General features: G+C 68.9%; 27 protein-coding genes, 1 tRNA gene and 1 riboswitch. Of the genes, 6 read left to right on the top strand and 22 right to left on the bottom strand.

What is annotated here, in order from left to right; all coding sequences use genetic code 11:
* Positions 1–3 precede the first annotated feature (3 nt).
* Together Mschef_RS11855 and galE are read left to right on the top strand one after the other, a co-directional pair.
* Entirely contained in the window at positions 4–447 is a 444-nt protein-coding gene (locus Mschef_RS11855; protein WP_081128691.1) for a type II toxin-antitoxin system VapC family toxin, read from the top strand.
* Positions 448–474: 27 nt separating this feature from the next.
* The gene (galE, locus tag Mschef_RS11860; protein ID WP_081128693.1) at positions 475–1,500 is read left to right on the top strand and encodes a UDP-glucose 4-epimerase GalE; all 1,026 of its coding nucleotides are present in this window, start codon (positions 475–477) and stop codon (positions 1,498–1,500) included.
* 23 nt (positions 1,501–1,523) lie between these two features.
* On the opposite strand, the gene Mschef_RS11865 is transcribed toward galE, so the two are convergent.
* The 18 genes from Mschef_RS11865 to Mschef_RS11950 form a co-directional block, all read right to left on the bottom strand.
* Entirely contained in the window at positions 1,524–1,997 is a 474-nt protein-coding gene (locus Mschef_RS11865) for a cytidine deaminase (protein WP_081128695.1), read from the bottom strand.
* A gap of 87 nt (positions 1,998–2,084) precedes the next feature.
* A complete protein-coding gene (gspM, locus tag Mschef_RS11870) occupies positions 2,085–2,606 on the bottom strand; it encodes a type II secretion system protein GspM (protein WP_081128697.1) in 522 nt (173 codons plus the stop codon).
* Entirely contained in the window at positions 2,603–3,769 is a 1,167-nt protein-coding gene (gene gspL, locus Mschef_RS11875; RefSeq protein ID WP_081128699.1) for a type II secretion system protein GspL, read from the bottom strand. The genes gspM and gspL overlap by 4 nt, the downstream gene beginning before the upstream one ends.
* Positions 3,770–3,781: 12 nt before the next feature.
* Positions 3,782–4,732, bottom strand: a complete 951-nt coding sequence (gene gspK, locus Mschef_RS11880) for a type II secretion system minor pseudopilin GspK (protein WP_168708992.1) — start codon at positions 4,730–4,732, stop codon at positions 3,782–3,784.
* Positions 4,729–5,340, bottom strand: a complete 612-nt coding sequence (gene gspJ / locus Mschef_RS11885; protein ID WP_081128706.1) for a type II secretion system minor pseudopilin GspJ — start codon at positions 5,338–5,340, stop codon at positions 4,729–4,731. The genes gspK and gspJ overlap by 4 nt, the downstream gene beginning before the upstream one ends.
* Positions 5,337–5,756 carry a type II secretion system minor pseudopilin GspI gene (gspI, locus tag Mschef_RS11890; RefSeq protein ID WP_081128707.1) on the bottom strand — a complete coding sequence of 140 codons (420 nt, stop codon included), beginning with the start codon at positions 5,754–5,756 and terminating at the stop codon, positions 5,337–5,339. The genes gspJ and gspI overlap by 4 nt, the downstream gene beginning before the upstream one ends.
* Positions 5,753–6,289 carry a type II secretion system minor pseudopilin GspH gene (gene gspH / locus Mschef_RS11895; RefSeq protein WP_081128708.1) on the bottom strand — a complete coding sequence of 179 codons (537 nt, stop codon included), beginning with the start codon at positions 6,287–6,289 and terminating at the stop codon, positions 5,753–5,755. Before gspH ends, gspI begins: the two co-directional genes overlap by 4 nt.
* A gap of 7 nt (positions 6,290–6,296) precedes the next feature.
* Positions 6,297–6,761, bottom strand: coding sequence for a type II secretion system major pseudopilin GspG (gspG, locus tag Mschef_RS11900; RefSeq protein WP_136256636.1), 465 nt, complete (start codon positions 6,759–6,761; stop codon positions 6,297–6,299).
* Between the two features lie 89 nt (positions 6,762–6,850).
* On the bottom strand, positions 6,851–7,774 hold the full coding sequence (locus tag Mschef_RS11905) for a COX15/CtaA family protein (protein WP_197686782.1): 924 nt from the start codon (positions 7,772–7,774) through the stop codon (positions 6,851–6,853).
* Between the two features lie 106 nt (positions 7,775–7,880).
* Positions 7,881–8,495, bottom strand: a complete 615-nt coding sequence (locus Mschef_RS11910) for a rhomboid family intramembrane serine protease (RefSeq protein ID WP_081129997.1) — start codon at positions 8,493–8,495, stop codon at positions 7,881–7,883.
* A gap of 147 nt (positions 8,496–8,642) precedes the next feature.
* A complete protein-coding gene (locus tag Mschef_RS11915) occupies positions 8,643–10,715 on the bottom strand; it encodes a S46 family peptidase (RefSeq protein WP_136256637.1) in 2,073 nt (690 codons plus the stop codon).
* A 152-nt stretch (positions 10,716–10,867) separates the two neighbouring features.
* Positions 10,868–11,284, bottom strand: a complete 417-nt coding sequence (locus Mschef_RS11920; RefSeq protein WP_081128712.1) for a hypothetical protein — start codon at positions 11,282–11,284, stop codon at positions 10,868–10,870.
* Between the two features lie 276 nt (positions 11,285–11,560).
* On the bottom strand, positions 11,561–12,781 hold the full coding sequence (ltrA, locus tag Mschef_RS11925; protein WP_081128658.1) for a group II intron reverse transcriptase/maturase: 1,221 nt from the start codon (positions 12,779–12,781) through the stop codon (positions 11,561–11,563).
* A gap of 642 nt (positions 12,782–13,423) precedes the next feature.
* The gene (locus tag Mschef_RS11930; RefSeq protein ID WP_081128714.1) at positions 13,424–14,023 is read right to left on the bottom strand and encodes a GNAT family N-acetyltransferase; all 600 of its coding nucleotides are present in this window, start codon (positions 14,021–14,023) and stop codon (positions 13,424–13,426) included.
* Positions 14,020–14,769, bottom strand: a complete 750-nt coding sequence (locus Mschef_RS11935; protein ID WP_081128716.1) for a pseudouridine synthase — start codon at positions 14,767–14,769, stop codon at positions 14,020–14,022. Before Mschef_RS11935 ends, Mschef_RS11930 begins: the two co-directional genes overlap by 4 nt.
* Positions 14,766–15,803 carry a class I SAM-dependent methyltransferase gene (locus Mschef_RS11940; RefSeq protein ID WP_081128718.1) on the bottom strand — a complete coding sequence of 346 codons (1,038 nt, stop codon included), beginning with the start codon at positions 15,801–15,803 and terminating at the stop codon, positions 14,766–14,768. The genes Mschef_RS11935 and Mschef_RS11940 overlap by 4 nt, the downstream gene beginning before the upstream one ends.
* A gap of 193 nt (positions 15,804–15,996) precedes the next feature.
* The gene (locus Mschef_RS11945; protein ID WP_081128720.1) at positions 15,997–16,713 is read right to left on the bottom strand and encodes a hypothetical protein; all 717 of its coding nucleotides are present in this window, start codon (positions 16,711–16,713) and stop codon (positions 15,997–15,999) included.
* A gap of 309 nt (positions 16,714–17,022) precedes the next feature.
* The gene (locus tag Mschef_RS11950) at positions 17,023–17,880 is read right to left on the bottom strand and encodes a PA4780 family RIO1-like protein kinase (RefSeq protein ID WP_081128722.1); all 858 of its coding nucleotides are present in this window, start codon (positions 17,878–17,880) and stop codon (positions 17,023–17,025) included.
* A gap of 264 nt (positions 17,881–18,144) precedes the next feature.
* Here Mschef_RS11950 and Mschef_RS11955 point away from each other — a divergent pair, with 264 nt between their 5' ends.
* The gene (locus tag Mschef_RS11955) at positions 18,145–20,406 is read left to right on the top strand and encodes a TonB-dependent receptor (RefSeq protein WP_081128724.1); all 2,262 of its coding nucleotides are present in this window, start codon (positions 18,145–18,147) and stop codon (positions 20,404–20,406) included.
* Positions 20,407–21,197: 791 nt separating this feature from the next.
* Here the strand turns inward: Mschef_RS11955 and Mschef_RS11965 are convergent.
* On the bottom strand, positions 21,198–21,389 hold the full coding sequence (locus Mschef_RS11965) for an oxidoreductase-like domain-containing protein (RefSeq protein WP_081129999.1): 192 nt from the start codon (positions 21,387–21,389) through the stop codon (positions 21,198–21,200).
* A gap of 8 nt (positions 21,390–21,397) precedes the next feature.
* A complete protein-coding gene (locus tag Mschef_RS11970; RefSeq protein WP_197686783.1) occupies positions 21,398–22,807 on the bottom strand; it encodes an amidase in 1,410 nt (469 codons plus the stop codon).
* A gap of 241 nt (positions 22,808–23,048) precedes the next feature.
* On the opposite strand from Mschef_RS11970, the gene Mschef_RS11975 reads away from it, so the two are divergent.
* Positions 23,049–23,351 (top strand): hypothetical protein, encoded by a 303-nt coding sequence (locus tag Mschef_RS11975; RefSeq protein ID WP_081128728.1) that lies wholly within the window; start codon positions 23,049–23,051, stop codon positions 23,349–23,351.
* 4 nt (positions 23,352–23,355) lie between these two features.
* On the top strand, positions 23,356–23,826 hold the full coding sequence (locus Mschef_RS11980) for a hypothetical protein (RefSeq protein ID WP_081128730.1): 471 nt from the start codon (positions 23,356–23,358) through the stop codon (positions 23,824–23,826).
* A 192-nt stretch (positions 23,827–24,018) separates the two neighbouring features.
* Here the strand turns inward: Mschef_RS11980 and Mschef_RS11985 are convergent, their stop codons facing one another.
* Positions 24,019–24,684 carry a methyltransferase domain-containing protein gene (locus Mschef_RS11985; protein WP_081128732.1) on the bottom strand — a complete coding sequence of 222 codons (666 nt, stop codon included), beginning with the start codon at positions 24,682–24,684 and terminating at the stop codon, positions 24,019–24,021.
* A gap of 77 nt (positions 24,685–24,761) precedes the next feature.
* Positions 24,762–24,836, bottom strand: a tRNA-Val gene (locus Mschef_RS11990).
* A 164-nt stretch (positions 24,837–25,000) separates the two neighbouring features.
* Between Mschef_RS11990 and Mschef_RS11995 the strand changes: the two genes are divergently transcribed.
* Positions 25,001–25,243 carry a hypothetical protein gene (locus Mschef_RS11995; protein ID WP_081128734.1) on the top strand — a complete coding sequence of 81 codons (243 nt, stop codon included), beginning with the start codon at positions 25,001–25,003 and terminating at the stop codon, positions 25,241–25,243.
* A 29-nt stretch (positions 25,244–25,272) separates the two neighbouring features.
* Positions 25,273–25,348, top strand: a riboswitch (Fluoride riboswitch).
* Positions 25,349–25,365: the final 17 nt, after the last annotated feature.

The raw sequence follows: 25,365 nt of genomic DNA on the forward strand, positions 1-25,365 counted from the left end.
CGCATGATCTACCTTGATACCAGCACCGTTGTTGCCTTGCTGACACACGAACCGGCCACCGCCGCCGTGACCACGTGGTTCGCCGCGACATCGTTGCCGCTGGTGTCAGCGGATTGGTGCGCGGTGGAATTCGCCAGCGCCATCGCCATCAAGCAGCGCATGGGCAGCCTGCGACCGGCGCACGCCAAGCATGCGCACGCGGCATTCAAGGAGCTCTGTGCTGGCGGCCTGCAATTGCTGCCGATCGGCCGCGATGCGTTTCAGCGCGCCGCCGATTTGTGTCGGCCGTGGCGCGATGGCTTGCGCTCGGGTGATGCGCTGCACCTGGCCGTGGCGGTGGACGTCGGCGCCAAAATGATCGCAGGCTTGGACCAACGCATGAATGCCGCTGCGCTGCGCCTTGGGTTGCGTCTTGCCTTCGATCCTGCGCTCGCGCCGGAGCATTGAGATGAGTCGAACCGTGAAACGCGCCCGATGAGCCCGACCATCCTCGTCACCGGCGGCGCCGGCTATATCGGCGCGCACGCCTGCGTGGCGCTGATCGCGGCCGGCTACACGCCGCTGGTGCTGGACAACCTGTGCAACAGCAGCGCCGAATCGCTGCGCCGCGTGCGGCGCATCAGCGGCGTCGAGCCGCGCCTGATCGTGGCCGATATCCGCGATGCGCAGGCGCTGGATGCGCTGTTCGCCGCGCAGCCGGTCGCCGCGGTGATGCACTTCGCCGGGCTCAAGGCGGTGGGTGAATCCACGGCCGCGCCGCTGCGCTACCACGACAACAACGTCGGCGGCAGTGTCGCGCTGCTGCAAGCCATGCAGCGCGCCGGCGTGCGCACGCTGATCTTCTCCTCATCGGCCACGGTGTATGGCGAGCCGAGCGTGGCGCAGTTCCGCGAGGACATGCGCTGCGACCCGGTGAACCCCTACGGTCGCGGCAAGTGGATGATCGAGCAGATGCTGGGCGATCTCGCCGCCAGCGAGCCGGGCTGGCGCATCGCCGCGCTGCGCTATTTCAACCCGGTCGGCGCGCACCCGAGCGGACTGATCGGCGAGGACCCGCGCGGCGTGCCCGACAACCTGATGCCATACATCACCCAGGTCGCCGTGGGGCGCCTGCCCGCGCTGCGCGTGTTCGGCGGCGACTGGCCCACCGCGGATGGCAGCGGCGTGCGCGACTACATCCACGTGATGGATCTGGCCGAGGGCCACGTGGCCGCGCTGCGCCACCTGCTCGAGCACGCGCCGCAACGGCTGACGCTGAACCTGGGCAGCGGTCGCGGCACCTCGGTGCTGCAACTGCTGCATGCGTTCGAGCACGTGATCGGCCGCGCGCTGCCGCACGAGATCGTCGCGCGCCGCCCCGGTGACATCGCCGCGTACTGGGCCGATCCGACCCGCGCGGCTGCAGTCCTGGGCTGGCGCACGCAGCGCGACCTGTCCGCGCTGTGCGCCGATGCCTGGCGCTGGCAGCAGGCCAATCCGCGCGGTTACGCCGACGCCTGATCGCGCGCGCAGCGGCCGATCGCTCAGCCCATGCCCAGGCTGGCCGGGCCGAAACCCGAGGGCAGCAGCGCCGCGATGCTGGTGATCTCGATGCGGCTCAGATCGTGGTTGCAGCACAGCACGCGGATGTCGTGGCGCGCACGCTGGGATGCCTCGAAGATCAACTGCCGGCAGCGCCCGCAGGGCGTGACCACCACGCCGCTCTGTTGCGCAGCCGTCGTCAGCAGGCGCCCGGTCACCGCGATCACCTGCACGGCATCGCCCGCGCCATCGACATTGGCCGCGGCCAGCGCGCCCACCTCGGCGCACAGCACCACGCCGTAGGCGGCGTTTTCCACGTTGCAGCCGCGGTACACGACGCCGCCGCGCGTGCGCAACGCCGCGCCGACGGCATAGCCCGAGTAAGGCGCATAGGCATGCGCGGCGGCGCCCAGCGCGGCCTGCACCAGATCGCGATCCTGCGTCGAAAGATCGTCAAGGCTTGTGCAGGTGTCCATGCGGCCGACCGATTGCGGAGCTGCGCGCGAGACTAATCGATCACGGCCGCGCACGGGTGTGCGTCGCATGCGGCCGTCGCCACCGCGTCAACCCGCGCTGCCGGAATCGCGGCGCTGCAAGCTCACGCTGCCCTGCACCTGTCCGGCGCCGGCGGCCTGCAGGTGCAGGGCGCTGATGTGGATGCCCTGCGCCTGCAGCGCGGCCAGCCATGGCAGCAGGCTGGCGAAGGGCAGCGGCTTGAGATTCAGTTGCAGCGTGGTGGACCGATCGCCGCCGGCGCGCACCTCGAGCACTCCGTACAAGCCTTGCGCGCGGGCGCTGGCGGTGACGCTGGCGGCCAAGGTCGCGGCCGTCGATGCGCCGGCGGCGGGCGCGCCGGCGGCCGGCTGCAACGCGGCCTGCGCGCGCAACGCGAGCAGGCGCACCGCGGCGCCGCGCATCCACAGCAGATCGCTGCGCAACACCGCGACGCGCTCGCTGCGCGCGGCGACGCCGCGCTGCAGCGGCGCCCAGACGCCGGCGTAGAACACACCGATGAGCACCACCGCGAGCGCGGCCAGCAGCATGCGCCGCTCGCGTTCGGCCAGTGCCTGCCACCACGCGTTCATGGCGCGCCCGCGCTGCTGACGCGCAGCAGCGCGGAGGCGCCGGCCGGCTGCGCGGGCGGCGCGGTCAACCGCACGCGCAGATCCTGCCGGGCCAGTTGCGTGCGCAGCGCGGCGTAATCGGCGCGCCGCGGCAGGGTGAACGCCAGCACCAACTGGCCATGGGCGTAGTCGAGGTGCTGCACGCGCGCGCCGGGCAGCGCGGTCAACGGCAGCGCGGCCTGCGCCAGCAGACTGAGCCCGCCACCACCGCCGGCCTTGTGTTGCGCGGCGAGCAAGGCTTCGGCCAGTTGCGCGCGCGCATCGACGATGCGCGTCTGCGCGGGCAGCACGTGGTGGAACAGGGTATCCACGCCCTGCTGCAGCAAGGCCTGCTCGCGGCCGAGGATGACGTAGCGCGTGCCCGAATAGGCCAGCGCGGTGAGCAGCGCCAGCGCCGCGGCCGCGCCCAGCCAGCGCCACGGCTCGCTGCCGCGCGTGCGCCGCGCGGCGTGGCGACCGCTGCGCAGGTTCAGCGCGAGGCCGGGGGCTTGCAGCAGCGCCAGCGCATCGACGCCGGGCGCGGATTCGTGCAGTGGCAGTTCGGCCGGCAGCGGCGGCAGCTCGCCATCGCCGCGCAGCACCTGCACGCTGCGCGGGCGCGCGTCTTCCGCGCAGCGCTGCCAGGCGGCGGCGAGCAGCGTCGGCAACAGCGCGCGCGTGCAGGCGAAACCATCCAGCGGACCCGTGCGCAGCAGCGCGCGTGCGCCACTCAGCAGCAGCGTCCACTGTCCGGCCTGCCACGGCAGCGCGAGCACGTCCGGCACGATCGCCTCGGCCTCGATGCCGGCCGCGGCACAGGCGTCGATCCAGCCTTGCAGCAGGGCCGCGGAGACCACCGCGGCGGCGATGTCGCCGTCGCCGCGCGTCCACGCGAAGTGCTGGGTTTCCGGTGGCTGCAGCAGCCAGTCCTCCAGCGCGAACGGCAGCGCGCGCTGGATTTCGCTGCGGCTGCGGCTGGGAATGCGCACGCGCGCCAGCAGCACGCTCTCGCCCGGCACCAGCAGGATCACGCGCTGCGCATGCGCCGCGGCAGCGGCCTCGGCCAGCGTGCCGCGTTGGGTCTGGCCGCCCGCGCGCCAGGCGGCGCGGCCATCGGCATCGAGTTGGATGAGCAGGGAGTCCATGCGTCGATGATCCTAGGGCGTGGCGTTGCGCGCGCGCAGCAGCACGGTCACTTTACCGTTGTTGCCCAGCGCCAGCACGCTGTCCAGATCGCTGCGCACGCGGCCGATGTGCACCGCGATCGCGGACTGGAAATAGGCGCTGCCGACGTCGAGCCCGGCGCCATCGAGCTGCAGCCCGGCCAACGGCGCGCTGCCGAGAAACTGCGACAAAGTGGTGAACGGCGTCTTCGCGCGCAGCGTGAGGATCGCCTGCGCCTGCCCGGGGCTGAGCCCGAGCGCCTCCAGCACCGGCGCCGGCGCGGTGTTGACGTTGATCGTGGTGACCTGCGGCAGTGCGCTCACGGACGGCGCGATGAGCGCGTACACCGGCTGCGTGAACCCGCGCACCAGACGCAGGCTGCTGGCGCTGACGAACGGCGCGGCACCGGTGCGGTACGGCGGCTGCAGGCCCAGATAATAGGCATCGCCGGCGCCTTCGCTGCCGGTGGCGACGGCGATCGGGTTGCTCCAGTCGGCGACCGCATCGACCAGACCGGGATCGATGCCGGCCTGGCTGAGCAGGCGCTGGAAGCGCAGGCGCTGGATCGCGTTGTCGGTCGCGGTGGGGGCCAGATCGTTGAGGTTGAACAAGCCTTGCAGGTCGCTGATCGAGCCGATGATGACGGCGTCGGCGCCGACCTGGCCCTGCTGCGGCCGCGCCCACGGCTGGGTGAGGTTGACGTTGCCGACCCCCTGCAGGCTAGTGGCCAGGCCTTGCGCGGCCACCGCCTCGCCGCCCAGCGCCAGCGCCCAGGCCCGATCGGAGAGCAGCAGGTCCTCGGTGCGCCGGATCGCCAGGGTCTGCTGCCACGCCAGCGCGGTGCTGGCGCTGGCCAGAATGGCGACGATCAGCAGCGCGATCAGCAGCGCCACGCCGCGCGCGTGGCGCGCGGCCGGGCCATGCGGGCGACGCGGCCGCGTCATGGCAGCGCGAACAGCCATTGCACCGGCCCCGCCAGGCGATCGGGTTGCACGGTCACCTCCACCGCGCGCGGCAACGTGGTCGCGGTGACGCCAGCCGGCGGCCAGCTCAGTTGCCAGTTGCCGGACGCATCCAGATAACGCAGGTGCAGACTGCGCACGCCACGCAACAGCACGACCGGCTCGGGCAGGCCGACCGGCGCGCGATCCAGCACCGGAAACTGCAGACGCAGCAACTGGTGATCACGCAGCACGTAGCGCACGCGCAGCAACTGGCTGCGGCGCGCCCCGGCGGGGTTGGGGTAGCCGGCGCGGGTCAGCGCCACGACCTGTCCGGAGGGATCGCCGCGCAGCGCCGGCAGCGGCCCGCCCAGTTCGTCGCGCACGCCGCGCGGCGCGGCCTGGCTGAAATCGCGCTGCATCACTTCGTAGGCGCGCTGCAGCACGTGCAGGTGCTGGTAGTGTTGGTCCAGCTCGCTGCGCTGGCGCAGCACCGCGTCCAGACCCGCATAGGCCAGCACCGCCAGCACCGCGAAGATCGCCACCGCGACCATCATCTCGATCAGGGTGAAGCCGCGCGCGCGGCGTGGTGGATGGCGCCAGCCGCTCATGGCACCCCCATGGCGGCATTGGCGGCCGCGGGCACCAGCGCCGCGGCCAGACTGCTGCGCAACGTGACCAGAGCCGGACCGTCGGCCTTCGCGCTGACGCTGATGCTCACGTTGCGCACCTGCGGCAGCGCGCCGCCGCTGATCTCCTCGCGCCAGTAAAAGGTGCTGCCGCCCATCGGCGCGTGGCCCGTGGCCGAGCCCGCCGCGGGCAAGGCGCTGGCCGTGCGCAGCGTGGCCAGGCGATTCATCGCCACCCAGTCGGCCAGGGTTTTCTGCTGCAGGGTCAGCGCGTTGCCGGCGGCCAGCGTGGTCAGCTCCACCGCCGCGGCCAGGCCCAGCGCCACGATCAGCAGCGCCACGACCACTTCCAGCAGGGTGAAACCGTGCGCGCGGCTAGCCGCGTGGCGCGCGCTCATGGCGCCGCCTCCGCGTCGCCCGCGCGCTGCACCCTGACCTCGCCGATGGCGTTGCCGCGCACGCGCATGGCGACATGGCCGGGGGCGCTGATCTCGACCACGAACGGCTGCATCTCGCCGCTGGACAGCAGGAACACCTGCGGCTTGGTCTTGTCGTGGTTTTCCAGCGTCACCGACTCGCCCTGCAGGTCCAGCGCGAACGACAGCCCGCGCGGCAGCGTGCGCGCGCGCAGCAGCGTGTCGTCGGTCAGCGGCTGCCACGCGCCACCGCCGCGCAACACGTAAAAGCGCCAGCCGTGGCGCCAGAAACCCAGTGCCAGGTTCTGCCCCTGCATGCTGGCGTTCTCGCCGGCCTCGCGCACCAGCTCGGCGAGGCGCTCGGCGTTGTCGCGCAGCGGGTGCGATTGACCCAGCGACAGGCTGAGCACGGCCACGCCGGTCATCAGACCGATGATCAGCACCACCACCAGCATCTCGACCAGCGAGAAACCGCGCGCCGCGATACGACCACCCTGGCGGACATGGAGCCGCATGGCCCGGCTACGGCTTCTTCGGCTGCTGCCAGCTGGTGATGTTGTCCTTGGCGCCGGTCACCCCGCTGGGACCCTTGGACCAGATATCGAACGGACCATGCTGGCCTGGGCACATGTATTGGTAGGGATTGCCCCACGGATCGTTGGGCAGCGCGGCGATGTAGCCGCCCTCCTTCCAGTTGGGCGCGGGCGGATCGCCCGAGGGCTTTTTCACCAGCGCCTCGAGGCCCTGGTCGGTGGACGGGTAATGGCCATTATCCAGGCGGTACATGGCCAGCGCCGACTCCAGCGTGCGGATGTCGGCCTGCGCCTTGGCCACGCGCGCGTCCTCGGCGCGGCCGATCACGTTGGGCACGATCAGCGCCGCCAGCACGGCGATGATCACCACCACCACCATGATCTCGATCAGGGTGAAGCCGCGCGCCCAGCGCGGCGCGGCCCTGCGGACAGGCAGACGGACAACAGGATTCATCGGCATTCTCGCGACTGGCGACCGCCGTTGCGGTCAGCACGCACGCTAACCCACGCCGCGCGCGCGCGTCCATAGATGCAGCGCCTCGATCAATGCCACTGCAAGACGATGGCCGAGGTGATCAGCAGCACCATGGCCTGGTGGAACACCACCAGCGCGCCCGGATGCCGCGGCTTCAGGTTGACCGCGTGGAACACGAAGAAGCCCACCGCCGCCTGCACCAGCGCCAGCACGAAGGCCACCGGATACAGCGCCTCCATCCAGCCCAGCGTGCCGATCACCAGCAACGCGGCAAGACCGTGCAGGATGAAAATCCACTGCGCCGGACGCCGCGGCTGCACGAACGCCTCGATGGCTTTGCCGAAGCCGCGCTGGCCGGTGACCATGCCGCCCAGGAACAGCGCCAGCAGCACCGCGTGCAGCGCGCCGGTGGCTTCGAGATAGATCGGGAACGACACCCCCGGCAGATGCAGCGCGACCAGGTAATCGAGGAACACCAGGTAGGCCAGCAGCCCGTGGGTGCCGTGCACCACCGCCGGCGCGCGCCCGGCCAGCACGTACAGCGTGCCCATGCCGAACAGCGCGGTGACGATCACCAGGCCCAGCCCGACGAAGCTGGACTCGCCCGGATGCAGGATCGCCAGCGCCAGCGCGATCAGCCCGACCGTGGTCGCCAGCATGCGGTGCGCGGCCTCGGGATCGCCACGCAGCATCAGCACGAGGATGTTGCGCGTGTACGGCCAGCGCGTGCCCAGCGACAGACCCCAGCCGAAACCCTCGACGATGCTGCCCAGCAGGATCAGCGCCACGGCGAACAGCACCTCGGCCACGGTCAGGCCCTGCACCAGCGCCGCCGTGCCCGATGCGGGCGCGGTCAATCCGGCCCACACGCCGGCGACCACCGCCAGCAGCAGCCACGCGCTGATGGCGATGCCGATGGCGCGCAGGATCGGGCTGCGATGTCCGAGCGTCGCGTGTGGCGCACGGACGACACTGCTGCCGGTTTCACTCATGTCATGCCTCGCGGATGCGGCGCCACATGGCACCAGCCATCCATCGCAGACCGCGGGATGCCGCCGGGGTTCCCGCGGCGGCATGGCGCAGCCGCCCGCGCGTGCGCTACAAACCCAGGAAATGCGGGTGCGCGAGCTGCTCGAGGAACTGCGGGAACGCGCGCGGCAGCAGGATCATGGTCACCAGCACGCCATAGGCGCCGCCGGTGAGGTGCGCGTTGTGGTTGATGTTGCTGCCGCCCTGGCGCTGCGCCATCACCGCGTAGGCCGTGTAGACGATGGCGTAAATGATCGCCGGCACCGGGATGAAGAACACCAGGATCAAACTCCACGGCGCCAGCAGGATGTAGGCGAACATCACCGCCGAGACCGCGCCGGATGCGCCCAGACTGCGGTAGCGCGGATTGTTGCGGTTGTTGAGGTAACTCGGCAGGATCGAGACCAGCAGCGCGCTGGCATAGAACAGCGGAAAGCCGAGCAGGCCCAGACGCGCGGTGAAGATCTGCGCGATGGCGCTGCCGAAGAAAAACAGCGTGATCATGTTGAACAGCAGGTGCTGGCCATCGGCGTGCACCAGCCCGTAACTCAGCAAACGCCACCACTCGCCTTTTTTCTGGATCGGCGGCGGCCACAGGATGAGTTTTTCCAGCAGGCGCACGTTCTTGAACGCGGCGATCGACACGCCGGCGGTGATCAGGATGATGACGAGGGTGACCAGCACGAAGGACTCCATGACACCGGCATGACGCGCAAGCATAGCCGCAGGCCGTGCGCGGCAGGCGTCCGCCGGTTTACCGATGCTTGCAGCCGCGCAACGTCAGCCAGGCGGCGCGGCCCGCAGGCCGCGCCGCCTGGCATCCCGTCGCGGTCAGCGCTTGCCGTTGACCAGTTCCGCGGCCAGTTTCTGGTCGCCATAGACCGTGCGGATGGCCTCGATCAGCGCCGCGCTGTCCACCGCCACGGCGCGGTTGAGGCGCGCGTCGTACCAGAACGCACCGCCCAGCGAATGGATGTTGCCGTCGAAGATCAGGCCCACCACTTCGCCCTGACGATTGATCACCGGGCTGCCCGAGTTGCCGCCGATGATGTCGTTGGTGGTGACGAAATCGAACGGCGTGCGCAGGTCGAGCTTGCCCCTGGCGTTGATCCAGTCCGCGGGCAGCTTGAACGGATCGCTGCCGGTGGCACGCTGGTACAGGCCGGAGAAATGCGTGAACGGCGGCACGGGCTTGCCGTGCTCATCCCAGCCCTTGACCTGGCCATAGCTCAGACGCAGCGTGAACGTGGCATCGGGATAGATGCTGGTGCCCAGCCGCGCGAACTGCGCCCTGGCGATCAGCTCGCTGGCCTTGCGCAGCGGCGCGTCCACTTCGTCCTCGACCTGCTTGCGCACCGCCCGCGCCGCCGGGTCCACCTTCAGCGCCAGCCGGATCATCGGATCGTGCGAGGCCTCGACGGCCTTCAACCCGCCGGCCCAGAGCTTGCGGCGCTCGGCGATCGAGGCCAGCTTGCTGCCATCGACCAGTTGCGCGGCCAGCGCGGACGGCGCCTGCTTGCCCAGCACCTGCTGCACGATCGGCGTATCCACGCCCAGCGCTTGGCGCAACTTTTCCAGCGACCAGGCCAGCGTGGTGCGCTCGAACTGCGGGTGCACCGGCGCGGTCGAGAACAGGAACTGCTCCAGCGCCGGCAGGTTGGAATCGCGGTACGGCGGCAGGCGCTCGGCATTGGGCTTGGCGCGCTCGATGGCGCCGCGCACCAGTGCACGCGCGATCTGGAACAGGCGCGCGTCGAAACCCTGGCCGCGCTCGAGCATGCGGTAGGGCGTGGCCAGGCCGGCGTACACCTGCTCGGCCCGGGCGATGCTCGCCCACGGGTCGCCGTATTCGGCGCGACGCTTGGCATCGGCATCCACCCAGGCCTTGAGCGCGTCCTCCTGCTTCTGCTTGTAGGCCCAGAACGCAGGATCGTTGAGCGTCTGCAACTGCCCGGTGAAGGCCTTGATGCTGTTGTCGACGCCGAACAACTCATCCCCGGCCTGCTGCGCCTGCTCGGGTCCACGCCGGCTGTACTCCCACAGCACGCCGCGCATCTCCGACAGATACCCGTACAGCGGCAGCAGGCGGTCATCACGCAGGGACTTGAGCTGCGCAACGGTGTAGTTGCGCATGGTCGAGCCCGGATTGCCGACCACGAAGGTCAGCTCGCCGGCCTTGGGGCCGGCCGGATTGAACTTGAAGAAATCAGGCGTGTGCGCCGGCTGGCCGTGTTCGTAGGCGCGCAGGAAGGTGACGTCCAGGTCGTAGCGCGGAAAGTTGAAGTTATCCGGGTCACCGCCGAAGAAAGCGATGGCCTGCTGCGGGGCGAACACCAGGCGCACGTCCTGATAGCGCTTGTACTTGTACAGGTCATAGCGGCCGCCGTGGTACAGCGAGACCACCTCGCAGCGCAGGTTCCTGGCGTCCTTGCCGGCGCAGGCGTTCTCGATGTTGCCGATCACCGCGCGCTGCGCCTTGATGAAATCGGCGCCGCTCTTGCCCGCCGTCGCGGCGTTGACCTGCGCGGTGACGTCGGTGATGGCGAGCAACTGGTTCAGCTCGATTTCGGGGCAGCGCACCTCGTCCTTCTCGCTGCGCGCGATGAACGCCTGCGCCATGTAGTTTTTCTGCGGCGTGGAAATCTGCGCCAGGCACTCGTTGGCGCAGTGGTGGTTGGTCATCACCAGGCCATCGGCCGACACGAACGAACCCGAACAGCCGCCGGCCAGGCGCAGCGCCGCGCCCTGCACATGCCGCACCCAGGCCGCGCCGGGCGTGAATCCGTATTTCTCCTGCAAGGTCTTCACCGGCAGATTGTCCAGCGTCCACATCCCCTCGCCCGCCCACGCCGCCGGCACCGCGGCCAGCAGTCCCAACGCAACCATCACACGCCAACGCAACATGAGCCGTCCTCCCGTGGATAAGGCCGCGATTGTGGCGCGAAGCCGGCACCGCGTCATGCGCCAGGCGTCATGGGTCATGCAGGGCATGCGCACGAAAACGCCCCGGGGCCTGACCCCGGGGTTTTGCGGTCGGCATCGCGTGGCAATGCGGATTACTGGGCGGCGGCGCTCTGCAGGGTTTTCATCACCTGCTGCGCGTCGGCGTGGGCGGCCGCGAGCGTGGTGGTCTTCAGGCCCATCTCGGCCTGCTGCAGCGCGCCATGCAAATCGGTCTCGGCCTGCGCGTTGCCCATGGCGTCAACGATGGCGCCCTGCCCCATGCCCTTGCACGGGTCGAGATAATGCGCGTTGAAGCCCTTGCCCTTGGGCCCCACCAGGCAATTGATGACGTGGTGCAAATGCATGTGCGCGATCTTCAGTTCCTTCGCACCCAGCGCCATGCCGGCGTGGGCGATGGCGGTATCGGTCTGCTTCAGTGTCGCGCCGCCCAGGCCCGCGGCCTGCGCCGCGATGGGCAAGGCCAGTACCAGCAATACGGTGGAAATGCGCTGTGAAAGTTTGCACGTCATGTCACACCTCGGCATCGGGATCGCGGCGCGTGGCCGCAGTGCCGCCAGCATAGACCGCCGCCGTCAAGCGCGCGTGCTGCGCGGTTTACGATTCGCGCGGAGTGCGCGGCCAGACCGGCATGCGCATCCCTGTGCTCGTCATCCCCGCGCTCGTCCCCGCGCTCGTCATCCCCGCGCACCCACGGCTCGATAGGGGTCGGGAAGGCTCATCACCTCCCCGCCCTCCGAACCGTGCGTGCGGTTCTCCCGCACACGGCTCTCCAGTGGGTGGTTGCTTCATCGAGATCGGCACGCCAAGGCATGGGCTTGGGTTAACGTGAAAAGCCCCTGCTGAGCGAAGTAGCTATTGGGCCAGCGCTGATGGTCCTCGCGGGTGTGACCGTGCCCACGCCGACCCTCGTATGCACGAAGGATAGAGCGCAGACGCCGGCGGATAAACCCGTCGAGCTTGCTGAAAGTGATCCGGTGGGCATGCCTGAAGTACTGGTACCAGCCCCGCAGCATCGGGTTGATCTGGCTGATGATGCTCGCCAGCGAACGCCCCTTGGTACGCGGCGTGTGCTGTCGAATTTTGTCCAGCATCGCGTTCCAGCTCTTCGTGCGTACCCGGCGTTGACCGGCCTCGAACCGATAGCCCAGAAACTCGAACCCGCGGCCTACCTGTCGGCAGTCGCCGACGTGGGTCTTGTCCGGGTGCAAGGTCAGCTCGTGGGCGTCCACCCACGTGCCAATCTCGGCCAGCGCACGTTGCGCCTCATCCGCGGTCTGACACAGCACCACGAAGTCATCGGCATAACGCACCATCCGATAGCCGCCTGCGGCCATCGTCTCGTCGAGCCCATGCAGGTAGATATTGGACAACAGCGGACTGATCACCGCACCCTGCGGCGTACCGCCCGTGGGGATCCAGCGTTCCAGTCCCGCCATCACTTCCTGCTTGAGCCACGATTCCAGCAAGCGCAGTACGCGGCCATCCGCGATCTGCTCGCGCACCCGCGCCATCAGACCGGCGTGCGGAATGCTGTCAAAGTAGCCGGCAAGGTCGGCATCCACCACATGGCAATACCCCGCCCGCAGCAGTGCATCCACCTCCCGCAGCGCACGCTTGGCACCGCGGCCGGGCCGAAACCCGTAGCTGTGTGCGCAAAAGATCGACTCGAAGATCGGCTCAATCACCAGCCGTACCGCCGTTTGCACCACGCGATCCTTCACCGTCGGTATCCCCAGTGGACGGGTTTGGCCCCGCCCTTTGGGAATCTCGACCCGCCTGATCGCTTGGGGCCGGTACGTGTCACTGCGCAGCGCCCTCGCCAGCTCGTCGAGGTAGCGCTCGGCATGGGCCGCGAACGCGTCCACACTTTGACGATCCACCCCGGCCGCTCCGCAATTGCGCACCACCCGTCCCCACGCCGCTTGCAGCGTCGCCGGACGCATCACCTTGTCCATCAGGCTGAACCATTTTCCTCCCTTCACGCCGTTGTCCAGCGCTGCCAACATTCGGTCCGTCCATACCGAGGCTTCCACCCAACTCCAATCGCGAGTCTGGGTATCTTCATCGTGCTTAGCCGTTACCGGCACTTGCGATGAGTTTGCGTGCATCGTTCTCAACCTCCCGAATCCACCTTCCTGCCTCCCTTCCCTCCACGCGGTTTTGCTAGCCGCGCTTCGCGGACCTCAACTCAAGATCCTGCGGTACTACGAAGGCTCTGACTCCCGCACCCGTTCACATCGGGCGCGGGTCTCCCCGCTTACTGCATCGCACCTTCCCAATGTTCCGTCCCCAACCACACGGTGTGCCCGATCATCGCTTTGACAGCCACCTCAGCGTGATCGGTGAGTTCCAGGCTTCGCCATGAATGAGCAGGCTCGCCGCAACACCCCGCCGAAACGGGTTCGCTTTACTACGGACCATCAGTTCGCTTCCGGTTGCTCTCCACCCCGCCTCTCAGCGACGCAGTTACCTTCAACTACAGGGCCTGTGGCTTGCCCCGACGCGGATTTGCACCGCGCTGATACGATGCCCTCACGGGCGCACTCATCCCCGCGCAGGCGGGGATCCAGTGACTTCAGCAAATGCTGGATCCCCGCCTGCGCGGGGATGACGACCGATCTTTTTCGATCGTTGGTCGCGGATTCGCATCAGGCGAGCTCGCTGCGCATCTCGGCGCGTAGCGGCGGCGCGGCGCGCGCCCAGTCCGCGGCATCCAGCTCGAACCAGGCCAGCGGCTTCCCGGCATAGGACGGGTGCGCGAGCACGCGCTCGCCGCGTCGATGCAGGCCGCACTTCAGCAGCACCTGCTGCGAGGCGCTGTTGTCGGGATCGGTGATCGCGGTGATCTGCCGCAGGCCGCGCACGCTGAAACCGTAGTGCAGCAGCGCCCGACTCATCTCGGTGGCATAGCCATGACCCCAATACGGCCTGGCCAGCGCGTAGCCCACCTGGATGTGCGCCTCGCCACGGATATGGTTGAGCAGGTGCAGCCCCACCGCCGCGCCGCCGTCGCGCATGCAGGTCAGCCAGATGCCGAGACCCGGATATTCGTCGTAATACGCGAGGACACGCTCGCGCAGCATGATTTCGCATTCGTCGCGCGATTTCACCCCGCCGAGATACCGCGCCACGGCGGGATCGGCGTACAGGCCGTGCAGAAATCCGAAGTCGGCGGGCGTGAAACGCCGCAACGCCAGACGCGCGCTGCGCAGCCATGCGTGGGTGTCCTGCGGCCACGCGGTGTTCATGCGCGGCTCTGCACGGACGCGCGCGCGACGCCATCCGGCGCCGCGTCGGCAGCGAAGATGCGCGCGATCTCGTCGGCTGCCAGTGGCCGCCACGCGCCGGCCGCCAGATCGCCCAACTGCAAGGCGCCAATGCCCTCGCGATGCAGGCCCAGCACATGGTTGCCGACCGCCGCGAACATGCGCCGCGCCTGGTGGTAGCGGCCTTCGCGCAAGGTCAGCACGGCGTGGCGCGGGTCCGCCACCCGCAGCGCGGCGGGCAGCAGCGGCGTGCGCTCGCCCTTGAGCAGCAGCGTGCCGCTGGCGAACAGCGCCGCCGCGTCCGCGCGCAGATCCTCGGCCAGTTCGACCCGATAGGTCTTCGGCACGTGTCGGCGCGGGCTGATGATCCGCTGCAGCAGCGCGCCATCATCGGTCAGCAACAGCAGACCGCTGGTGTCGCGATCCAGCCGCCCGACGCTCGACAGCGGCGGCTTGCGCATGCGGTAGCGCGGCGGCAACAGCGTGTAGACCAGCGGCCCGGCGTCGTCATGCGAGCAGGTGACGCCGCGCGGTTTGTGCAGCATCAGCACCAGCCCATGCGCGGGATCGAGCGGCTGGCCATCGATGCGCACCTCGGCGTGGACGCTGACGGTATCCGCAACCAGCGGCGCGCCGTGTGCATCGGTGACACGCCCTGCCGCGATCAGCGCCTGCACCTCGCGGCGGCTGCCATAACCGAGGTTGGCCAACGTGCGCAGCAGGCTCATGCGCGCGGTCCGCTGGCGCGCAACACCTTGTAGCCCTGCGCTTGGGCGACAACCTCGACCTGCGTGAAGTGCGCCGTCAGCGTCGCTTCGTAGGGCAAATGCCGATTGGCCACCAGCCAGAACTGTCCTGGCGCGTGCAGCGCAGCGGCCGCCGCGGCGATGAACGCCCGCCCCAGCTCCGGGCGATCGGCGCGGTCGATGTGAAACGGCGGATTGCTGATGATCGCGTCGTAGCGGCGCGGCAGGCCATGGGTGACGTCGTGCCAGTGCAGCGCGATGTGCGCCGGATGGCCGCTGCGCGCAAGGTTGACGCGCGCCGGCTCGAGCGCGCGCGCGTCGGCCTCGTACAGATCCAGTTCGGCGATCCCCGCGCAGCGCCGCAGCAAGGCGCTGGACAGATAGCCCCAGCCGGCGCCCAGATCGGCCACGGCACCGCGCAGCGTGGCCGGCAGTTGCGCCGCCAGCAGTTGCGATCCGGGGTCGATGCGGTCCCAGGCGAACAGGCCGGGACGGCTGCAGTAGCCCGCCGGGTTGTCGCGCGGCGCATCCAGCGCGCGCCACTCGGCGCACAGCGCATGGTCGATGTGCGCGGCGCGCAGCGGCGCCGTCCACACCGCGCGGCAATGGTGCTTGCTCAGCGTGGACACCGGCCCGGCCAGCGCGGCGAGGTCGTTTTGCAGGCTGCGCGCGCCCTCGTCGTTGTTCGCGGCCAGCAGCACCTGCGCATCCTCGGCGCAGTGCGCGACGGCTCGTGCCAACAGCGCGCGCGCGGCCTGGCGCTGGCGCGGCGGCAGCAGCAGCACGCGCGCATGGCGCGCGCCATCGGGTACCGGCGCGACGCCGCAACCCTGTGCCTGCAGCGCATCCGCGTGCGGCTTGAAGTCCTGCGCGTACTGCCATGCCGGTTGCGCGGCCGCCGGCAGCCACGCACTGCTGCGCGCGCCCAGAAACAGCACCGGCGCCGGCGTGGGCAATGGCGGTAACTGCGCCCAGGCAAGACCCAGCACGGCGGCGGCGGGATCGTCGATCAGCATGCGTGGCACGAGTGGTGGTCAATCCGGCAGACAGGCTGGAAGTGTAAATGCGCGCGGGCTCGCGGCGAGCGCGGATTGCCCACATGCAGGACTTCTGCCCCGTTGTTCGCGCGACGCGCGGAAGCGATAGGCATGACCCGCGAACACATCGCAGCGGGCAGCGGCATCCCGCCGCCCGCTCAGCCGCGGCGTGTCAGCGGTGGATGCCGTGGTGCAGCCGCGCCGGCTGCGCGCGTGGCCGCGCGACAGCGCAGCAAGCGCGCGGCGGCGCCACGGACCGGGCCTGGGGCGTTGCGGGTGTCGCCGCTGCGAACGGATCCCGTCGCGGCGCTGCGCGCATGCTCGATGGCCGCATGGTCGGCGCCGCGCCGAAGCGCGGCATGGCGGCCAGCGGCCTATCGAACCGAGGCCGGGAATCCGGCCGCGATGGCGTGTGCTCGCGCCAGTGCGCCAGTGGGCTGGGCGGCTGCCAGGCCACGGCGCCAGCGACCTTGCCATTGAGCGCGAACGCACGCGTCGTCGTCGTTGCCGCCGGCCGCGGAGCGACCCGGAAAGGCGTCGCAAACAGCCCACCGAGCGTAACCTGGACGTCCGGCAGTCGTCGCCGCGAACGGTAGAAGATGGGAATCGTCCAGCCGCTGCCCGCGGGCGCAGTGCAATCGGGAACATCGATAAAGAACCCGTGCGCGCCCGCTCTCGCATTGGTGATGTACAGGCCGCCCCATGCATCCGGATGCGACAACACGCTGCACGGCATGTCGTTCAACAGGGCGACGTTCTTGGGCCGGGTGTCGTACCGGTAGGAAAACCAGTGCGCCCATGGAGTGCGATCCGACCACGCTGGCGCGGCCTGCGCGACCGCGGCGGTCATTGCGATCAACACGAACGCGAGGCTGGCCTGCAAGCGCATGATGCATCTCCCGGCGAGGGATTGGCGCGGCGCTGGAGAACCGCGCACGCCGACTGTAGGCACCGCCGGGCGGGCGCCACAACCCGCGATCGCATCAATTCGCGGTAATGTCGCGGCGCCGCACGCGTCACGATCCACCCGCCACGCGGGGCAGCGCGGCACGCATCACGACGCGTGCTCGTGTCGCGCCGGGCAGGCAGGCCCCGCAATCCGGTGCAAGCCACGCCGACCGGCCCCGCACGACATGGGTTGGGCGCGCACCCCGACGTCATCACTTGCCCAGCCCCGGGATGTGCCGCGGACCGTGTATCAATCGCTGGCGTTGGCCGCCTCGCGGCCTTGCTGGCGGATGATGGCTTCCTGCCGCGCATCGTTGATCGCGGCCATGATGTCATCGACATCGGCGCGGTGCGTGTCGTCGGCAAACGCGCCGGACAACTCGCTGTCGGGGCGCAATCGCCCCTGTTCGAACAGCGCCCACATCTCCTCGCCGTAGCGCGTACGCAGCAGCTCGGGCGCGAATTGTCCGAGCGTGTTGGCAAGGTTGCCGACATCGCGCAGCAGCATGGCGCGCGCGGCGTTGTTGCCGGCGGCGCTGACTACCTGCGGCAGATCGATGATCACCGGGCCATCCGCCGCGACCAGCACGTTGTATTCCGACAGGTCGCCATGGATCAGGCCCAGGCACAGCATGCGTACCACCTGCTGCAGCAGGAACCGGTGGAAAGCGCGCGCCTGCGCCGGCTCGAGATCGACCTCGCCCAGACGCGGCGCCGCGCGGCCCTCGGCATCGGTGACCAGCTCCATCACCAGCACGCCGTTGAAAAATCCGTACGGTTGCGGCACGCGCACGCCGGCCGCGGCCAGTTGGTACAGCGCATCGACCTCGGTGTTTTTCCAGTCGTTTTCCTGCTGCTTGCGGCCGAACCGGGTGGCCTTGCCGATCGCGCGCGCCTCGCGGCTGCCGCGCACCTTGCGCCCTTCCTGATACTGCACGCGCGCCTGAAAACTGCGTTGCGCCAGGTCCTTGTAGACCTTCGCGCAGCGCACCATGTCACCGCTGCGCACCACGTACACCGATGCTTCCTTGCCGCTCTTCAGCGGCCGGATCACCGCGTCGATGATGCCGTCGTCGATCAGCGCCTGCAGTCCTTGGGGAGTCTTCATGGGTTCCGGAGTTTTGCGGTGCAGGCTCGCGCGCGGCACCGCAGGATGAGGGGCATCGAGCCGGGCGCGGTCGCGGCGCACGGCAGACAAACGCCACAGTTTACCCGTGCTTGGATCGTATGTTGCGCGCGCCACGCGTCGGCGCGACGCTGGACCCGTCAGCGCGGCACATTGCCGCAGGTTTTGTCATGCTGCGGCGCATTAACAATTTAACAGTATCTAATATTACGCTGCGCGCCTTTGCCCACCACCCAGGGGAATCGCATGTCGCATCGGCACCTCGCCATGGCCATCGCGGTCGCGCTGTCCGCGGCCACGCACACGGCGCACGCGGCGCCGGCGCCCGCATCGAATGCACGCGCCGGTGACGCGGCGGCCAGCGCCCGCGATCCTGCGCGCAAGAGCGCAACCACCTCGGTCACCAATCTGGAAACGGTCAAGGTCACCGCGCGCCGTTACGAGGAAACCCTGCAGGACGTGCCCATCGCGGTGACCGCCCTGACCGCGCGCGCGCTCACCGACGACAACGTGCAAAACCTGTCGGACTTGCAGGGACTCGTGCCCAATCTGCAGATCGGCCCGACCCAAGGCACCAGCTCGACGCTGACCGTGTATCTGCGCGGCATCGGCCAGAACAATCCGCTGTGGGGCTTCGATCCCGAGGTGGGCCTGTACTTCGATGGCGTGTACATCGCGCGCCCGCAAGGCGCGCTGCTGGATGTGTTCGACGTGGACCGCATCGAGGTGCTGCGCGGCCCGCAGGGCACGCTGTACGGCAAGAACACGGTCGGCGGCGCGATCAACTACATCTCCAAGCCGCTGCCCACGCACGCGACCGGATCGGTCACCGCGACGTTGGGCATGCACGCCACAAAGGACCTGAAAGTCGATTACGGCAACGCCAGCAAGGATGGTGTGTGGCGCTTCCGCGTCGCCGCCGCCAGCCTGCATCACGGCGGTTACGGCCACAATCTGTATCTCGGTGGCCCGACCAGCAATCAGGATGTGAACGCCGCGCGCGTGACGCTGGGCTATTTCCCGTCGGCGCGCTTCGATGCGCAATTGGCGCTGGATGGCGAGTTCGATCGCAGCGCCCCGCCCGGCGGCGCGCAGCTCGCGGTGATCCCGTTCGACCCGGCGCAGACCCAGGGCCTGCCCAGCCGCTATGACACGCGCTCCGACCAGGCGCCGGTGAACACCACCGACAGCGGCGGCGGCGCGCTGACCCTGCGCTGGCTGCTGGGCGAGGACTGGACGCTGAAGTCGATCAGCGCCTATCGCAGCAGCAACAGCAACATGAACATCGACGTGGACACGCTGCCGGTATCGATCGCGGACAACAACCTCGTCTACCACAGCCACCAGTTCAGCCAGGAACTGCAGGCCTTGTACGACAACGGCAGCGACTTGCACGGCGTGGTCGGCGTGTACTGGTTCGACGGTTACGCCGAGGGCATCAACAAGTACGCGCTGCTGGCGCTGCCACCGTATCAGCAACTGGGCTACTCGCTGTACGTGGGCAGCGGCGGCAGCGTGGACACGCGCAGCCTGGCCGCCTACGCGGACACGACCTGGCGCTTCGCGCCGCGCTGGAGCCTGGAGGCCGGCGCGCGCTACACGCACGAATCCAAGACCGCGATCATCCAGAACGACACCTATCCGAACGCGAACTTCGCCACGCCCAACGGCGTGCAAGCCGACTTCGCGGGCAGCACCGCGGCCAACAATCTGTCGCCCAAGCTCACCCTGGGCTGGAAGGCCAGCGCTGCGGTGAACCTGTACGCCACCGCCAGCACCGGCTTCCATTCCGGCGGTTACAACATCCAGGCCAATTGCACGGCGATCCCCGCATCGTGCCGGCCGATCAAGAACGAAACCCTGCTCAACTACGAGCTGGGCGCCAAGATGAGCTTTTTCGGCGGCCGCCTGATGCTCAACAGCGCCCTGTTCCATGCGCTGTACCACGATATCCAGCTATCGGTGTACACCTCGTATGTGCAGCCCAACGGCCAGCGCGGCTTCTTCGGCGATTTCACCAACGCCGGCAAGGCCACCATCGACGGCCTCGAGAACGAATTCGCCTGGCGCATGGGCGATCGCTGGACGCTGAGCGGCAACCTGTCGTATCTGCATCCGCGCTACACGCAGTACCTCAGCGGCGGCGTCAACATCGCGTCCACCAGCAAGTTCACTTTCGCGCCCAAGTGGAACGGCGGGCTGACGCTGTGGAAGCACTTCCCGCTGCGCGCTGGCGGCGACGTCGCCGCGCGCCTGAATGTCACCTATCAGACGCTGGCGTATTTCGATCAGAACTACAGCCCGGTCCTCGCCCAGGGCGCCTATGGCCTGGTCAACGCCGGGGTGATCTGGCGCACCGGCGGGCCGTGGACCTACAGCCTCGAAGGCAGCAACCTGGCCAACAAGCGCTATCGCACCTCGGGCTACAACATCATCGCGCTGGGCATGATCACCGGCTATTACGGCCCGCCGCGCATGATCACGGCCAGCGCGCGCTACAAGTTCTGAGCCGGGGTTCGCGCCGCAACCGCCTGAGCCGGATGTTGTCATCCGACTCTTGTCATCCCGAGCATCGCGAAGGATCTCGCTGTGGTGCTGGCGCTGGCGCGTGAACGATGGTTCTTGCGCGTGGCCTCGCAAGCCTGTCCTGTTCCGTGCGGCTGCCGCCGCGCGGGTTACTTTCCTCTTGGGGAAAGTAACCAAAGCCGTCCACGCGACGGCCTGCGCCCCGCTGCGCGGGGTGCCCTGCGCTGCTCGCCGGGCGCGAGCCGGCGCGAACTCGCCCATCCCTGGGCTCGAACAGGCGCGCCTTGCTCTCGCGCCCGACTGCGCTGCTCGGCGCTGGCCAACGCTGGCAAAGTCAAAGTCAAAGTCAAAGTCAACGGCAACAGCAACGGCAACGGCAACGGCAACGGCAACGGCAACGGCAACGGCAACGGCAACGGCAACAGCGCGAGCATGCGCTGGCTTGGGGTTCTTGATCTTCATCCCCCTTCGGCAGCGGCGGGACTGCGCGGGACGAGCACGAAGTGTGAGCGCGTGGACGCGCTCACGCGCCGCAGGCCATGGATGGCCATCGGCGCGCCCCGCGCAGGCACGCGGACCCGCGCAGCGGGCGCTGCGGTCGGGGTCGGCTTTCTTTGGTTCCTTTCTTTGCCGACCCAAAGAAAGGAACCCGCGCGGCGGCAGCCGCACGGAACAAGGGAACCTTGCCGAGCCAGAGTCAGAGCGAGATCCTTCGCGATGCGCAGAGTGACAATGCGCCTGCCCCCGCGTGCGACACCGCAGCACGGGCCCGCTCAATCCGGCGCATGCGCCTGCGGATGTCGTGCCAGCCACGCCGCGAGCTGCAGCCGGTAGCGCGCGAGCGCCTGTTCATGCAGATCGAAAACGCACAGGGTGCAACCACCGCCACAGCAATCGCCGGGCTCCGGCGCGGCCGGCGGCTGCGGACGCGGGTCGTCGGGAGGCACGGATTCTTCGCCGGACATGGCCGCGCTCAACATCGCGGATCGATGGGCGTGGGCATCGCCGCGGCGCGCTCGATGCATTCGGCGGCATCCAGGCACAAATCCTCGCGGTAGCGCGCGCCGATCAACTGCACACCTTGCGGCAAACCCTGCGCCACGCCCACCGGCACCGCCACCGCGGGCAGCCCGAGCAGGTTGACACCGACACTGAGCGCCATCGATTGCATCAGCGCGCGCACGGCATCGACGCCGGCCAGATCGAAACCCACCGCGAACGGCGGCTGCGTGCTCACCGGCGCCAGCAGCAAAGGACAATCCTGCTGGAACAAGGCCCAGGCCCGCGCGATCTGGTTGCGCCGCGCCAACGCCTCGATGTAGCCGGGCAACGTCGACGCCGGCACCAGTTGCATGAAGTCATCGACGAAGCGCTGCGTATCCGGCGAGGTCAATGCGTGGACCGCCGGCAGCAGCGTGCTGCGCACATCGGCGGCGATGATGCGCATATAAGTCTCGAGCATGTCCTGCACCTGCGGCGGTGCGATCTCCTCGACGTCATAGCCCGCCTGCTGCAAGCACCGTGCGGCCTTGCGCACACCCTCGGCCACCTGCACATGCACGCCGCTGGCGCCAGGATCGACGCACACCGCGACCTTGATCGGCGCGCGCGGCGGCGGCCCCGCCAGCGGCGCCGGCACCCACCACGGATCGCGCGCGTCCGCGGCGCTCATCAGCGTGAACGCCAGGCGCAGATCACGCACGTGCCGTGCCATGGGGCCGTGCACCGAGAACATCTGAAAACTCAGCGGCGGCTCCACCGGCGTCGGCGGCGCCGCGCGCGCGACGCGTCCCAGCGTCGGACGCAGCGCGGCCACCCCGCAGCACAGCGCCGGATAGCGCAACGAGCCGCCGAAATCATTGCCCAGCCCCAGTGGTGTCATGCCGGTGGCCAGCGCGATGGCCTCACCGCCGCTGGAACCACCCGGCGTCACCCGCGCGTCCCATGGATTGATGCTGGCGCCGTGCAGGGAACTGTCGGTGTGCCAGCGGAAACCGAAGTCGGGCATGTTGCCGCGCGCCAGTGGAATGGCGCCTGCGCCGCGCAGCTGCGCGACGTGCGGCGCGTCGCGGAGCGGCACGGCCTCGCGCAGCGCCGGCACGCCGGATGTGGTGGCCGATCCGGCCAGATCGATATTGGGCTTCACGGTAAATGGAACGCCATGCAGCGGCCCGACGGGGGCGCCCTGCGCCAGCGCGCGGTCAGCCTGCGCCGCCGCTTGCAGCGCCGCATCGCGCAAGACCTCGGACAGCGCGTTGACGCGTGGGTCGACCGCGTCGATGCGCTGCAAGTGCGCCTGCACCACCTCGGTGCTGGATACCGCGCGCGTGCGGATCGCCTGCGCCAGATCCTCCAGCGAGCCACGCCACAACTCGTTCGCCAACGCACGACTCCATGACTGAAGATCGAGAGTGTGCCGCAGCACGCCGCGCGTGGCGACCGCGAACACGCCATATGGAGGCATCGGCAGACGGCCATGGTGCACCCGCACATGAAATCCCCCTGCCTGCGGCATAGCATCGCAGGCGCAGCCACGGCCCGCCGCGGCACTGCGCAACCCGGTGCCATCACCCGCCATCCCGAGTGCTGCCCGCCCACGCAAACCAGACAACAGGGGAGTCATCATGAGTTTTTTCGAGCCCAGCACCGTCATCAGTCTGGCCGCGATCGTGGTCATGCTCGTCTGTCTGGCGCAGGTTCTGCGCCTCGGCAAATCGGTGCCCGGCGGCATCGTCGGGCGCACCTGGAAACAGCTCACCGGATTGGTGGTGTTATTCACCATCGGCTATCTGCTGACGCCGTTTTTCCCGCTGCTGCCGCAAGCGATCGTCAACCCGCTGGTGTCGCTGATTTTCCTGTTTGGCGCGGTGTACGTGCTGATCACGGTACGCCTGATCCATCGCGTCATCAGCGAACTGGCCGGCTGATCCGATGCGGCCGGAACTGGTTCTCGGCAAGACTGCCGCCGGCGTCGCGGAGCTCGAGAAACGCGCGCTGGGTCTGAGCATGGCCATGCGCCGCCTGCTGATCATGGTCGACGGCCATCGCAGCGTGGCCGATCTGATGCACGCCAACGCCGCGTCCATCGACGTGGTGGCCACGCTCGACCAATTGCTCGCCCTCGGCCTGATCGCGGCGCCGGCGGGAACGCGCGACGCCGATATGGCCGCCGAAGCCGCGCAGGTTCCCGGCAGTCCGCGTCAGGCACTGATGCACATGGCCGAAACCCTGCTCGGCACGGGCGCCGGCGCGGTATTCAACAAACTGCAACACGCGAGCGACGACCGCGCCGCGCTGCAGCCCGCGGTGGATGCCTGCGTGCGCCTGATCCGCCTGACCATCGACGAGAACAAGGCCGCGGATTTCAAGCGTCAGGCCGAGGTCATCCTCGGCGGTCACTGAAGCGCATGCGATCGGCCCGGAGGCGATCGCCCCGGGCGCTCAGAGTCTGTGAAAAATTCCGCGTCGTGCGGAATTTTTCATCGGCGCGTCCGGCACAGTTCCGTGCGCGCCTGCGCGAAGCAGCCACGTGCCTGACCGCTTCGCGTCCGGCCATCCATGGCCGGGCTGAGAGGCTGAAAAATTCACAGCCTCTCAGGCCGGCGCGCGCCACGCCACGATCAGCCAGCTATTGAATGGCGTGCGCCCCCACAGGGGCTGGCGCGAAACACGCAGCCCGAGCGCGGCGCAATGCTCGCTCAACTCGGCACCGGTCGGGATATGGTGCGCCCCGGTGCGCATCCAGCCGCTCGCGGCCGCCAGCAATTCCTCGGCCTGGGTGATGCGGTAGCGCCACGAGGCATCACGCAACACGCTGCGTATCAATAGCCGATCACCCGCGCCCAGACGTTGCGCGCAGGCCGCCAGCAGCGCCTGTTGCGGCGCGCGCGCCAGATAATGCAACGCATCCAGCAGTACCACGTGCCCGCTGAATTCGGGCAGCGCCTGCAAGTCACCGAAGCGCAATTCGAGTGCCGGTCGCAGTGCCGCGGCAGCGGCGCGGCCGGCGCGCAGTTTGCGCGGATCGTTGTCGATGCCGAGGTACGCGCCATGATGGCCGCATTCGCGCAGCCATTGACCCAGCAGGCCCATGCCGCAGCCCAGATCCAGCACCGGCCGCGCATCGGCCTGGAGCAGCAAGGCGGCGATGGTCGCGAACGCGGGATCATGGCGCAGCTTGCCGCGCACGTAACCCTGCCGCCAGCGCCCGGCGAAGCGCGCGGCGATGCGTTCGACAGGCTGGGGGCTGGGGGTCTGCATTGCGGGCGTTACGTGCAAGTCCGGCCCCCGGCAACAGGCAAGCCGCGGCACCGGGCTGTCTGCACTGCACTCGAATCTGGTGGGCGGTATAGGGATCGAACCTATGACTCCTGCCGTGTGAAGGCAGTGCTCTACCGCTGAGCTAACCGCCCGCGAGCCGCGCAGTTTACGCAGCAGGCTGGCGACGGTCAACGCGCGCAGCGGCCTCATCACGCGTCTCGCGAGCCCTGCGCGCGTGCGCAGTTGGCGCGTCGCCTGCGCCCGCCTATGATGAAGGCGCGCAGCGGGCAGCGGTCCGCACTGGGGAGAACTATCAATGCAGCGCTGGATCAAGCTTCCGGATGGACGTTTCGTGGATGCCGCGCGCGTGGCGTTGATCGGCAAGCCCGAGACTTATCAGCGCCTGGACGAGGAAGGCAACGACCTCGGCCCCGCGGTGACCTTCAACCTCGGCCTGGACTTCCAGCGCGAGCACCAGCTCAGCGTCAACGGCACGCGCGAGGAGATGAGCGCGCTGCTGAAGGCACTGATGGGTTCCACGGGCAACGGCGGCGCGTGAACTTTCGCCGCGCACGCGGCACTAATCCGATGCCCAGGGGAGAAGGCATTCCTCCCGGCCTCGCGGCCGAACCACCTTATTCCGGTTGATGATGCCTGCTGCGCCGATCGCCTCGGCGCGGC

It is taken from the genome of Metallibacterium scheffleri, from assembly GCF_002077135.1.
In the GTDB taxonomy this organism is placed as follows: domain Bacteria; phylum Pseudomonadota; class Gammaproteobacteria; order Xanthomonadales; family Rhodanobacteraceae; genus Metallibacterium; species Metallibacterium scheffleri.

Bases quoted from the DNA above. Each gene is read 5' to 3' on its own strand.
- Mschef_RS11855 (WP_081128691.1), top strand. From the start codon at position 4: ATGATCTACCTTGATACCAGCACCGTTGTTGCCTTGCTGACACACGAA.
- galE (WP_081128693.1), top strand. From the start codon at position 475: ATGAGCCCGACCATCCTCGTCACCGGCGGCGCCGGCTATATCGGCGCG.
- Mschef_RS11865 (WP_081128695.1), bottom strand. From the start codon at position 1,997: ATGGACACCTGCACAAGCCTTGACGATCTTTCGACGCAGGATCGCGAT.
- gspM (WP_081128697.1), bottom strand. From the start codon at position 2,606: ATGAACGCGTGGTGGCAGGCACTGGCCGAACGCGAGCGGCGCATGCTG.
- gspL (WP_081128699.1), bottom strand. From the start codon at position 3,769: ATGGACTCCCTGCTCATCCAACTCGATGCCGATGGCCGCGCCGCCTGG.
- gspK (WP_168708992.1), bottom strand. From the start codon at position 4,732: ATGACGCGGCCGCGTCGCCCGCATGGCCCGGCCGCGCGCCACGCGCGC.
- gspJ (WP_081128706.1), bottom strand. From the start codon at position 5,340: ATGAGCGGCTGGCGCCATCCACCACGCCGCGCGCGCGGCTTCACCCTG.
- gspI (WP_081128707.1), bottom strand. From the start codon at position 5,756: ATGAGCGCGCGCCACGCGGCTAGCCGCGCGCACGGTTTCACCCTGCTG.
- gspH (WP_081128708.1), bottom strand. From the start codon at position 6,289: ATGCGGCTCCATGTCCGCCAGGGTGGTCGTATCGCGGCGCGCGGTTTC.
- gspG (WP_136256636.1), bottom strand. From the start codon at position 6,761: ATGAATCCTGTTGTCCGTCTGCCTGTCCGCAGGGCCGCGCCGCGCTGG.
- Mschef_RS11905 (WP_197686782.1), bottom strand. From the start codon at position 7,774: ATGAGTGAAACCGGCAGCAGTGTCGTCCGTGCGCCACACGCGACGCTC.
- Mschef_RS11915 (WP_136256637.1), bottom strand. From the start codon at position 10,715: ATGTTGCGTTGGCGTGTGATGGTTGCGTTGGGACTGCTGGCCGCGGTG.
- Mschef_RS11920 (WP_081128712.1), bottom strand. From the start codon at position 11,284: ATGACGTGCAAACTTTCACAGCGCATTTCCACCGTATTGCTGGTACTG.
- ltrA (WP_081128658.1), bottom strand. From the start codon at position 12,781: ATGTTGGCAGCGCTGGACAACGGCGTGAAGGGAGGAAAATGGTTCAGC.
- Mschef_RS11930 (WP_081128714.1), bottom strand. From the start codon at position 14,023: ATGAACACCGCGTGGCCGCAGGACACCCACGCATGGCTGCGCAGCGCG.
- Mschef_RS11935 (WP_081128716.1), bottom strand. From the start codon at position 14,769: ATGAGCCTGCTGCGCACGTTGGCCAACCTCGGTTATGGCAGCCGCCGC.
- Mschef_RS11940 (WP_081128718.1), bottom strand. From the start codon at position 15,803: ATGCTGATCGACGATCCCGCCGCCGCCGTGCTGGGTCTTGCCTGGGCG.
- Mschef_RS11945 (WP_081128720.1), bottom strand. From the start codon at position 16,713: ATGCGCTTGCAGGCCAGCCTCGCGTTCGTGTTGATCGCAATGACCGCC.
- Mschef_RS11950 (WP_081128722.1), bottom strand. From the start codon at position 17,880: ATGAAGACTCCCCAAGGACTGCAGGCGCTGATCGACGACGGCATCATC.
- Mschef_RS11955 (WP_081128724.1), top strand. From the start codon at position 18,145: ATGTCGCATCGGCACCTCGCCATGGCCATCGCGGTCGCGCTGTCCGCG.
- Mschef_RS11965 (WP_081129999.1), bottom strand. From the start codon at position 21,389: ATGTCCGGCGAAGAATCCGTGCCTCCCGACGACCCGCGTCCGCAGCCG.
- Mschef_RS11975 (WP_081128728.1), top strand. From the start codon at position 23,049: ATGAGTTTTTTCGAGCCCAGCACCGTCATCAGTCTGGCCGCGATCGTG.
- Mschef_RS11980 (WP_081128730.1), top strand. From the start codon at position 23,356: ATGCGGCCGGAACTGGTTCTCGGCAAGACTGCCGCCGGCGTCGCGGAG.
- Mschef_RS11985 (WP_081128732.1), bottom strand. From the start codon at position 24,684: ATGCAGACCCCCAGCCCCCAGCCTGTCGAACGCATCGCCGCGCGCTTC.
- Mschef_RS11995 (WP_081128734.1), top strand. From the start codon at position 25,001: ATGCAGCGCTGGATCAAGCTTCCGGATGGACGTTTCGTGGATGCCGCG.